This window comes from Acidithrix ferrooxidans (genome assembly GCF_000949295.1).
Taxonomy (GTDB): Bacteria; Actinomycetota; Acidimicrobiia; order Acidimicrobiales; family Acidimicrobiaceae; genus Acidithrix; species Acidithrix ferrooxidans.
On the sequence record NZ_JXYS01000131.1, the window covers coordinates 1 to 8,559 of the forward strand.

The 8,559-nt window shown below is 50.6% G+C and carries 16 protein-coding genes and 1 pseudogene; 13 read left to right on the plus strand and 4 right to left on the minus strand.

What is annotated here, in order from left to right; all coding sequences use genetic code 11:
• The coding region (locus AXFE_RS16765; RefSeq protein ID WP_152626184.1) for a hypothetical protein at positions 1-187 on the minus strand (187 nt) is incomplete at its 3' end.
• 17 nt (positions 188-204) lie between these two features.
• Positions 205-1,245: a putative transposase gene (locus tag AXFE_RS16770; protein WP_152626185.1), complete on the minus strand. Its 1,041-nt coding sequence runs from the start codon at positions 1,243-1,245 to the stop codon at positions 205-207.
• Here AXFE_RS16770 and AXFE_RS16775 point away from each other — a divergent pair.
• Positions 1,172-1,546 carry a hypothetical protein gene (locus AXFE_RS16775; RefSeq protein WP_235347904.1) on the plus strand — a complete coding sequence of 125 codons (375 nt, stop codon included), beginning with the start codon at positions 1,172-1,174 and terminating at the stop codon, positions 1,544-1,546. The genes AXFE_RS16770 and AXFE_RS16775 overlap by 74 nt on opposite strands.
• Here the strand turns inward: AXFE_RS16775 and AXFE_RS16780 are convergent.
• Both AXFE_RS16780 and AXFE_RS20190 read right to left on the minus strand, forming a co-directional pair.
• Positions 1,532-1,765: pseudogene (locus tag AXFE_RS16780) on the minus strand (hypothetical protein); the annotation flags it as partial. The gene AXFE_RS16775 and the pseudogene AXFE_RS16780 sit on opposite strands and share 15 nt — an antisense overlap.
• Before the next feature lie 30 nt (positions 1,766-1,795).
• Positions 1,796-1,957, minus strand: a complete 162-nt coding sequence (locus AXFE_RS20190; protein WP_160291920.1) for a hypothetical protein — start codon at positions 1,955-1,957, stop codon at positions 1,796-1,798.
• Positions 1,958-2,297: 340 nt separating this feature from the next.
• On the opposite strand from AXFE_RS20190, the gene AXFE_RS21715 reads away from it, so the two are divergent.
• The 12 genes from AXFE_RS21715 to AXFE_RS20585 all read left to right on the plus strand — a co-directional run bounded on the left by AXFE_RS21715 (position 2,298) and on the right by AXFE_RS20585 (position 8,494).
• The gene (locus AXFE_RS21715) at positions 2,298-2,558 is read left to right on the plus strand and encodes a transposase (protein WP_200891351.1); all 261 of its coding nucleotides are present in this window, start codon (positions 2,298-2,300) and stop codon (positions 2,556-2,558) included.
• On the plus strand, positions 2,558-3,136 hold the full coding sequence (locus tag AXFE_RS16790; RefSeq protein ID WP_052607068.1) for an IS3 family transposase: 579 nt from the start codon (positions 2,558-2,560) through the stop codon (positions 3,134-3,136). The genes AXFE_RS21715 and AXFE_RS16790 overlap by 1 nt, the downstream gene beginning before the upstream one ends.
• A 138-nt stretch (positions 3,137-3,274) precedes the next feature.
• Positions 3,275-3,811 carry a site-specific integrase gene (locus AXFE_RS20545; RefSeq protein ID WP_200891345.1) on the plus strand — a complete coding sequence of 179 codons (537 nt, stop codon included), beginning with the start codon at positions 3,275-3,277 and terminating at the stop codon, positions 3,809-3,811.
• A gap of 24 nt (positions 3,812-3,835) precedes the next feature.
• Positions 3,836-4,480, plus strand: a complete 645-nt coding sequence (locus tag AXFE_RS20550; protein WP_200891346.1) for a tyrosine-type recombinase/integrase — start codon at positions 3,836-3,838, stop codon at positions 4,478-4,480.
• Positions 4,477-4,950, plus strand: coding sequence for a hypothetical protein (locus AXFE_RS20555; RefSeq protein ID WP_200891347.1), 474 nt, complete (start codon positions 4,477-4,479; stop codon positions 4,948-4,950). Before AXFE_RS20550 ends, AXFE_RS20555 begins: the two co-directional genes overlap by 4 nt.
• Positions 4,925-5,434, plus strand: a complete 510-nt coding sequence (locus AXFE_RS21720) for a tyrosine-type recombinase/integrase (RefSeq protein ID WP_200891348.1) — start codon at positions 4,925-4,927, stop codon at positions 5,432-5,434. Before AXFE_RS20555 ends, AXFE_RS21720 begins: the two co-directional genes overlap by 26 nt.
• Positions 5,431-6,471 carry a tyrosine-type recombinase/integrase gene (locus tag AXFE_RS16805; protein WP_052607069.1) on the plus strand — a complete coding sequence of 347 codons (1,041 nt, stop codon included), beginning with the start codon at positions 5,431-5,433 and terminating at the stop codon, positions 6,469-6,471. Before AXFE_RS21720 ends, AXFE_RS16805 begins: the two co-directional genes overlap by 4 nt.
• 154 nt (positions 6,472-6,625) lie before the next feature.
• Positions 6,626-6,889, plus strand: a complete 264-nt coding sequence (locus AXFE_RS16810; protein ID WP_268749167.1) for an IS3 family transposase — start codon at positions 6,626-6,628, stop codon at positions 6,887-6,889.
• 158 nt (positions 6,890-7,047) lie between these two features.
• Entirely contained in the window at positions 7,048-7,242 is a 195-nt protein-coding gene (locus AXFE_RS20565) for a reverse transcriptase N-terminal domain-containing protein (RefSeq protein WP_235347908.1), read from the plus strand.
• Positions 7,220-7,537, plus strand: a complete 318-nt coding sequence (locus AXFE_RS21125; RefSeq protein ID WP_201732514.1) for a reverse transcriptase domain-containing protein — start codon at positions 7,220-7,222, stop codon at positions 7,535-7,537. Before AXFE_RS20565 ends, AXFE_RS21125 begins: the two co-directional genes overlap by 23 nt.
• Complete coding sequence (locus AXFE_RS21130; RefSeq protein WP_200891350.1) at positions 7,500-7,958, plus strand: reverse transcriptase domain-containing protein; 459 nt, start codon at positions 7,500-7,502, stop codon at positions 7,956-7,958. The genes AXFE_RS21125 and AXFE_RS21130 overlap by 38 nt, the downstream gene beginning before the upstream one ends.
• A gap of 77 nt (positions 7,959-8,035) precedes the next feature.
• Positions 8,036-8,494 carry an HNH endonuclease signature motif containing protein gene (locus AXFE_RS20585; RefSeq protein WP_160291777.1) on the plus strand — a complete coding sequence of 153 codons (459 nt, stop codon included), beginning with the start codon at positions 8,036-8,038 and terminating at the stop codon, positions 8,492-8,494.
• Positions 8,495-8,559: the final 65 nt, after the last annotated feature.

Genomic DNA, 8,559 nt, shown 5'->3' on the forward strand with positions numbered 1-8,559 from the left:
GGTCAACTTCGCTTCGTGCCTTTTCTGTTATTGCTGTGAGTTCTGCATTTTGTGTCTTGAACTTCACCAAAGATGTCCGCTTCGACTCCTCGAGTGCGATACCTATCGCTGCTTCTGCCTGAGATAGGGCGAGACGTGCTTTGCGTAAATCAGCCTGGGCTGTCTTTTTCGCAGGATTTGGGACCATGCGAAAAGGGTCGTCTCCTAAAAAACTGTAGGAATCGAGTGCATCGAGTGCGAAGTGTTCTCTTGACGCCAGCGAGCAAACATACGATGAGCTATCTCTGACGCACTGGCATCGGTGCGGGAGGTTACTATCTGGGTTTGGCGACCACCTTCCCTACGTCTGGTGATCTGACGACAGCTAAGGGTCTTTTGGCCGTCAACTTCCTTTGTGAGATTCAGACAGATACCTCTATCAGCCAGCTCATAGAGGTATGAAACGCCATCCTCGATAAAGGACTCTTCGAAAAAGGCATCATCTGGCTCTTTCGTGCGCTTGTTTTTGACGTAGGTGACAAAGTCGATCTTGTTTCGGACCATTTCTGCGAACAGATTTGGTGACCATCCGCCACGGTCGAACACCACGGTCATCGTGTGGCCCTTAGCCAAGGCTTTGAGTGATGGGAGTAGGCGCCTGATCTCCGAGACCAATGAGGCGCTAAGTTCAGAGGTCACGACAAAAACAGGGTCACCCCTCTGATCGGTCGCCCAGGTCTCAACGGTTGCTGGTGCTGCAATCCTGGTTCTGGTCACGTGTGCTTTTTGTAGGTCTCGTTTCCCTGAATAGACTCGGACGTGGCCATCGAGATAGAGGTAACCCATTACGTCGGGATCTTGTTCTGCGTGATACTCACTAAGGGCATTTACGAATTCAGATCCTTTGTTAGGTCCTGCGATCTCGCTCAACTTTCGTCGGATGGTCTTTACCTCATGGGCACGGTCGAGTCCGAGGAGTCGACCGAGGTCTGAGGGTGGGATACGGGTTGCACCTTCTGCGAGTGGCTCTCTAAAGACCGCTAGAAAGACCATGGTGAGAATCGTTGCACTCAGGCTGTAGAAACCGTCAGACAGGCTGTGATAAGTCTTCTTTGCCGAGCTAAAGAGTCCAGTCTGTGCCAATGTCGGAAGGATCAACAGTGATCCCAGCCTCGCTAGTCCAGCACCTTGGGTGAATACAGACGTTGCACTTTCAAGAAGACCAAAGCGGGCAAGGACTCGTTCTTTGGTGCGTGGTTCAGGCAATGGAACCGGAAGAAGTCCAGTACCAGAAGATAGCTCAGTTTCAGAAGATAGTTCAGTACCAGAAGATAGCTCTGTTTCAGAAGATAGTTCGGCTTCTGCAAAAGAGTCATTCTCTATGTCATCTGTCGACGGATGGATTGCACGGGCAAGCTCTATCTCGTCACCTTCGGTGTCTCTTTCATCCAGATCACCTGTATCCGACGGATCGATTGCCGCTGATACCTTCGGTTTCGGACCAAGGCGGCCAAGTGCTTGGCGGACCGGACAGGTAGAAATACCTAGCTCATCAGCTATCGACTGAATCGTTCTTCCGTCGAGCCGCAGTTCCTTGATGTAGGAAGAGACTTCTTCGGGTTACTAGGCGCTGTGACTTCGGACCTCTCTTCGCATCGACGAGGCCGGCTAGACCGAATTCCGCGAAGTCTCTGCGCCAACGCCACAAGGCATTGGGTTTGATCTCAAACGCACGAGAAACATCAATCGGTCGTGCAGCGCCAGTCTCTACAAGTTGCACTGCAGCAAGTCGCCGAAGGGGTTCGTCACCCGGTCCCTAGGTGTAGACGACATTGCCCCAGATAAAGACCGCACCTCCACGCTCGTCTTCGTAGATGCCAGCAGAATCACCGATTGGGAGGGTTTCTTTGGGAACCAGTGGCAATGGTGGCTGACCGATCATCAGCCCGGAATTCTGGTTGCCTGAGGTGGTTTCCATCTCATCAATTATATCATATTCAAGCTCCGAAACAGGTCACCTGCAGAATTATTTATCCAGCTCAGAGGCTAATTTACAGAAACTTGCTGGGTACCATGTCAGGAGGCCTGAATTCATAGAACCTCATAGACTAGGAAGGCAAATGAACATGGCTAACGCCACGTGTGGCCCTACTGACGAAACGGATTGGGATAAGATCGATTGGTCGAAGTGAGGTTACCCAGATTTAGTGGACACCTGTTAAGCCAACATAGATTGTTGGTAGAAAGGATGTCATCATGGGAGCTACAAGGCGTAAATTCACCCTTGAGTTCAAGATACGAAGCTCACTCATCGAGTTATAGATTCCGCCACGTTCATTCCAGAAGTTGCGAGTGAGCTATCTATTTCTCAAGAAGCACTGTATCGATGGGTAAAAGATGAACGAATACGTCTAGAGGCAGCATCTAGTGTCAGTGAAGGACCACTAAGTGCTGATGAAAGAAGAGAACTCATAAAGCTTCGTCGTGAGATGGCAGAGCTCAAAAAAGATAATGAGTTCCTGGGAAAAGCAGCCGCGTACTTCGCAGCCAAGCAAGCAAACGAGGGCGATTTGCCTTGATGGAAGCGGAGTGCGCCAACTTTGAAATATCACGGATGGCGCGACTACTTGAAGTGTCTCGATCTGGCTACTATGCCTGGCTACATCGGTTAGAGAACCCAGCCGATGCCAAGGTAGCCAGAGATGACCTTGAGGTGAAGATTATCTCCATTCACAGGGAATCTAATGGAACTTATGGTTCCCCAAGAATCACCGCCGAGCTACACGACCGGGGGGAGGTAATAAGCAAAAATAGTGTTGCAACTCGGATGAGAAATCTTGGCATAGAGGGTATCTCCCCGAGGTCATTCAAGGTCAAGACCACTACCGCTGACCCTAAGGCTTGTTATCCCAGCGACCTCGTCGAACGTGACTTCGACAAGGGATATCTAAATACCGTTCTTACCTCAGATATCACTTACTTGCGAGTTGGAGAGGGCTTTGCCTACCTTTGTGCCATTCGTGATGAGCACTCCGGCAGGGTGCTTGGATATTCTGTCGATCGCCACATGAGGACAAGCCTTGTCATTGAAGCGCTCCAGCAGTCAATATCCCTCAGGGGAGACGATATCCAAGGCGCAATTTTTCATACCGATTAAGCCGAGGTTTTCATTAAGCCGAGAAATTATAGTTCTACCAGCGTAGTCATGGCTTACTGAACAATTTCTCGGCTTAATGTTTCGGTTGATTATCGTTATTATCAGTCGTATCTATATGTCTTTAGAAAGGAGACGGTTATGGATACGACGGTCACAAAGATTGGCGCAGTGGTGGTTGCAGAGCTGCGCTCGGCCGGTTACATGAATTCGACGATTGGTAACTACGAAAAGACAATCAAGCGTCTGGCTGACTTCGTCGAGGAACGAGGCGGTTTCTACACCCTCTCATTAGGAGCCGAGTTTGCTTCGATGACAACTAGTCCGCGCACTGGCCACTTTAGTGCTCAACGCCGGTTCGACTTCGGTCGGATCGTAGGCGTATTTGACTCGTATGTACAGAGTGGGCATGTAGACGTATCAATGCGTACACGTGGCGGTGGTGGGCGCCAACCGGCAACTAGCGAGTTCTCGAGGCTGATCGCAGCGTGGGATGCAGATATGGCAGATCGCGCTCTGGCATTGGCGACGCGCTCTGCCTATGGTCGGATATCTCGCAGCTATCTCGTGTTCCTAGAAGACCGTGGAGTGGTCAGTCTCGAGCGAGCTGATGCCGCTAGTATTCTTGAATTCCTCGAATCTTTGCTAGATAGATGGGCGAAGTCCTCTCTGTTCTGAGTTGTATCGAACTTCCGTCCATTTTTGACTTTCATAAACCGCGGCGACTTAATCGACGCGGTGAATCTAACCGGAGTTAAGCGTTCTCATAGGATCCTTCCCGTTCTCAGCGACCACGACCAAGAACTTCTCGTGCAGGCATGCATGTCGAAGATAGTGAGTGCACGCGATAGCGCCATCACGCTACTTGCACTTACGACGGGACTAAGAGCATGTGACATCGTGGCTCTGCGACTGATAGATATCAATTGGCGGGAACGGACCATCGGCATTATTCAACAAAAGACGCATAACCCTCTGACGCTACCGTTGACAGTAATGGTGACCTCCAAACTCGGTGCTTACATCCTTGATGAAAGGCCCGACTCAAACGATGATCACGTATTCTTGCGCTGTGTGGCGCCGCACACCAAACTGTCCGATCATTCCTCGATCTACCGTGTGACGAAGGAAACGTTTCGCAAGGCCGGAGTCACCGACATAAAGGCCGGGACCAGCTTTCTGCGCCATAACGCCGCTTCCAGGCTACTGCGCGCTTATGTCCCTCTCGCCACGATATCGGCCGTACTCGGCCATGCGAACCCGGAGTCGACCAACCTCTATATGAGTGTCGATGATGACCATCTCAGAGAGTGCGTACTTCCAGTTCCGACAGGTGCGCGATCATGACCGGGCACGGTTTCACTAGTGCGTTCGCTACAGAACTGGAGGAGTACCTTGTATTCAAGGAAAATATGGGCTGCTATGGGAACTCTCGGATATTTTACCTAAAGAAGTTTGATGCTTATTGTGTTGAACATGATTTGAGGGTCTTCGAGCGTGCCACTGTCGAAGGGTGGGTGACCGCCCAACTGGAACGATCGAGCTGTTATCGATCATGGATGTCCTACATCAGGGACTTTAGCCGATGGCTGGTGGCGCATGGAAACAAAGATGCCTACGTGCTCTCTGATAAATGGAAAGCCTCGTTCATTCCAGCTCACCCCTATCTGATGGCCAGCCACGAGATCGAAGGTTTCTTCAGCTCTGCGGCTCAGCTTGAGGTGCAGTCCCCATGGCGATGGCAAGCGGTTGCGTTCTTCGCGCTTATGCACTCGTGTGGAATCAGAACCGGTGAAGCCCCGCGCTCTTCTGAGTGAGCATGTCAACCTCCATGACGGCCACATCGACATCTTGTGGTCTAAGGGCAACCGCAGTCGGAGGCTCCCCTTGACCGGCGAAGTCATTGAGATTCTCGCCGCGTGCGAAGGGATATCGAAACAACACTTTGGCCCGTCCCGCCAGACATTCTTTGTCTCTAGTAATGGCATCAAGGTGACAGCTGCAACGGTCGGAACAATATTCAACCGCATCTGGGATCAGGCCGCACTGAAGAGACCGACATGTAGCCAGCAGCCTCGACCATATTACTTCCGGCATCATTTCGCCTACGCCAACATCGAAAAATGGATGGCTCAAGGAAAGGACGTCACCGCTATGTTGCCATATCTGTCGCGCTATATGGGGCATGCGACTTTCGATAGCACCTACTACTACATTCACACTTCTCCTGACTTCATGGGATCATACGCCCAGATCACTCAGAAGAGCCGGTCGCTACTGCCGGAGGTGGGATTCGAATGAAACGCTATCCAAACACCGACGCCCCGAACTTCTGGAGCTTTGCTAGGGATTACCTCCATATCTACATGTCCACGGTGAGAAAGTGCTCGCCAAAGACGATTGAAGCCTACCGGATCAGCCTGGAATGTTTTCTGAGCTATTTAGCAACCAATGACCATGTCGAACGTGAAGTGGTCAGCTTCGACCATTTCGATCGAGCTCACCTTAAAGCGTGGCTGGCCTGGATGGCGAAAGACAAAAACTACGCATCCAATACCATTGCACTGAGGCTCAGCGCGGTCAAAGCATTCCTGGCCTACTCATCCCAAGAAGAACTGACCCTCGTAGCGCTTAGCCAGGCAGCCAAGACACTTCGAACACCTGCCAGCCCCAAAAAACCAATCGAGTATCTAACCGAACCTGAGACACGGGCGATACTTTGTGCCTTCACTGGCAAGACCGCGAAAGCACGTAGAAACCGGATGCTCCTTATCCTTCTCTACGATACCGCAGCTCGTGTGAGTGAGATCACGGCCCTGACACTAGGAAACCTGTCTCTTGGGCCGCCTGGGCATGTTACTCTTACCGGAAAGGGGAACAAAACCCGAATCGTACCGCTAACAGAAAAGACATTCGATCATTTGGGGGTCTATCTCGCAGAGTTCCACACGAACTCGGCTCGACAACCTACGACACGACCGCTGTTTTATAGCCTCCACCAGGGGCTATCGATGGGGCTATCGGTCGACACCGCCGCGGCAATTTTGAAAGAATCCGCCCGAAGTGGCCGCTTGAACTGTCCCAGCATCCCCAAAACGATACATTGCCACATGCTGCGCAAGACCAAAGCTATGGACCTCTACCGCCAAGGTGTTCCGCTGCCAATTATCATGCGTCTGCTCGGTCACGAGAATACCTCCACCACCGCAGCGTTCTACGCTTTTGCAACTATGGATATGATGCGACAAGCCGTCGACGCTGCCACCCCTGTATTCGACGTTGTCGACGAGAACGTCCTCACTGAAGAAAGGCTTCAGGTCTTATATAGCCTGCGATAGCACCGAAACATTAAGCCGAGAAATTGTTCAGTAAGCCACGACTACGCTGGTATAACTATAATTTCTCGGCTAAATGAAAACCTCGGCATAATCGCTATTAAGCCGAATTCGGCATAATACCGATCGCGGGAGCCAATTCACCGATCGTCGCGTCGTGGAACTCTGTGAACAGAATGGCATTATCCGGTCAATGGATAAAACTGGATCTTGCTACGACCATGCAACCGCTGAATCGTTCTGGTCGATCTTCAAACACGAGTACTTCTACCGCCATGTATTTGAAAATATGTCCGAGTTGAAGGCTGGGATTAGGGGTTACATGGACTTTTATAACCATAAAAGGCGCTATTCGAAGATCGGTAACGTCTCACCGGTTGGTTATGAACTAACGTTATTGGAGTCCGCCAAGGCGGCCTAGTCAATGTGTCCATTATTTATGGGTAACCTCAAAGCTCAACAGTAACGTCAAGAGGCTGCAAGCCCGCATCGTAAAGGCTAGACATCCAAGGCAAATAGAACAAGGCGAAAGCCCTTCAACATCTGCTTACTCACTCATTTAGCGGCAAGGCACTTGCCATAAAGAGGGTGACAACCAATAAAGGCAATAAAACCCCGGGTGTAGACAAGATAATCTGGTCAACACCCAAATCAAAGACAGATGCCATAACACAGGTGACGCAGCGGGGCTATCAGCCTTTGGCCCTTCGACGCATCTACATAGCCAAGAAAAACCCCAAAGAAGAGACCCTTGGGAATTCCCCTAATGGGTGATCGAGCATTCCAAGCTTTATATAAGCTGGCACTCGATCCCATCGCAGAGACATTGGAGGATCCGAACTGCTGCGGATTTCGTACCGCCCGCTCAAGGCAAGATGCGGCCGGACAGTGCTTTATCGTGCTGGCGAACTGCAACCGGGCACAGTGGATACTTGAGGGCGACATCAAAGGCTTCTTTGACAATATCAGCCACGACTGGCTAATCGCCAATATCCCTATGGACAAAGCGATTCTGATTAAGTGGCCAAAGGTTGGATACTCAAGAAAGAGGAAGGCTCTTTCTGAGTGACCTCGGGACACCGAAAGAGAGCCCAGTTTCAGCAGTATTGGCAAATTTGACACTAGATGGTCTTAAAACACTGCTCAAGCAGCAACTTCGAGGTCGCAAGGTCAACATGGTAAGATTCGCGGATGATTTTATCGTCACCGGCATCTCTAAAGAGCTGTTGGAATACCAGGTGAAACCTGTGATAGAAGCTTTTATGGCGGAGCGTGGTCTCATGGCTTCACCGGAAAAGACCAATATCACCAATATTGCTGATGGCTTTGACTTCCTGGGTTGGAACTTCCGAAAGTACAAGGGAAAGCTTCTGCAAAGGCCCTCTAAGGACAACATGGCTGCGGTTAAATCTAAAATATGCCAGATCATCTCCTCTAACAAGACGGCTAAGCAGGAAAGTCTCATACGGCAACTGAACCCGGTGATCTAGGGCTGGGCGAACTATCATCGCCATGCCCTTGCCAAGGAAGCCTTTTCCTCTCTAGATCACGAGATATGGATAATGCTATGGCAATGGGCAAAAAGACGCCACCCCAACAAGGGAACCAAATGGACCAGAAGAAGTACTTCATGACCATCGGCAACCGGAATTGGGTATTTAGCGTAAAGGACAAAGACGACAAGGTAATAACACTGGTAAAAGCCAGCGATAGGGCTATTGTTCGACACGTCAAGATCAAAGGCGACGCCAATCCCTTCGATCCCCAGTGGGATGCATACTTTGAGGACCGCATCGGTCGTCAAATGACCACAAACCCTGCGGAGAAAAAGAAGCTAGCCCGCCATTGGCGTGAACGAGATGGAAACTGTCAAAACAACAACGAAGCGATCACATCTCAAACGAGATGGACGCTTCGATACATAGTTCCCCGTTCACTCGGGGGACCTGACACGTTTTCTAACCGGGTCCTAGTCCACCAAAGCTGTCACGGGTATATTAACGCCAAAGAATTGGTAGCTATATGACCGGGTTCCAAAAGGGCCTTCATAAGGCTTGAGCCTAGTGCGATGAAAGTTGCCCGCTAGGTTCT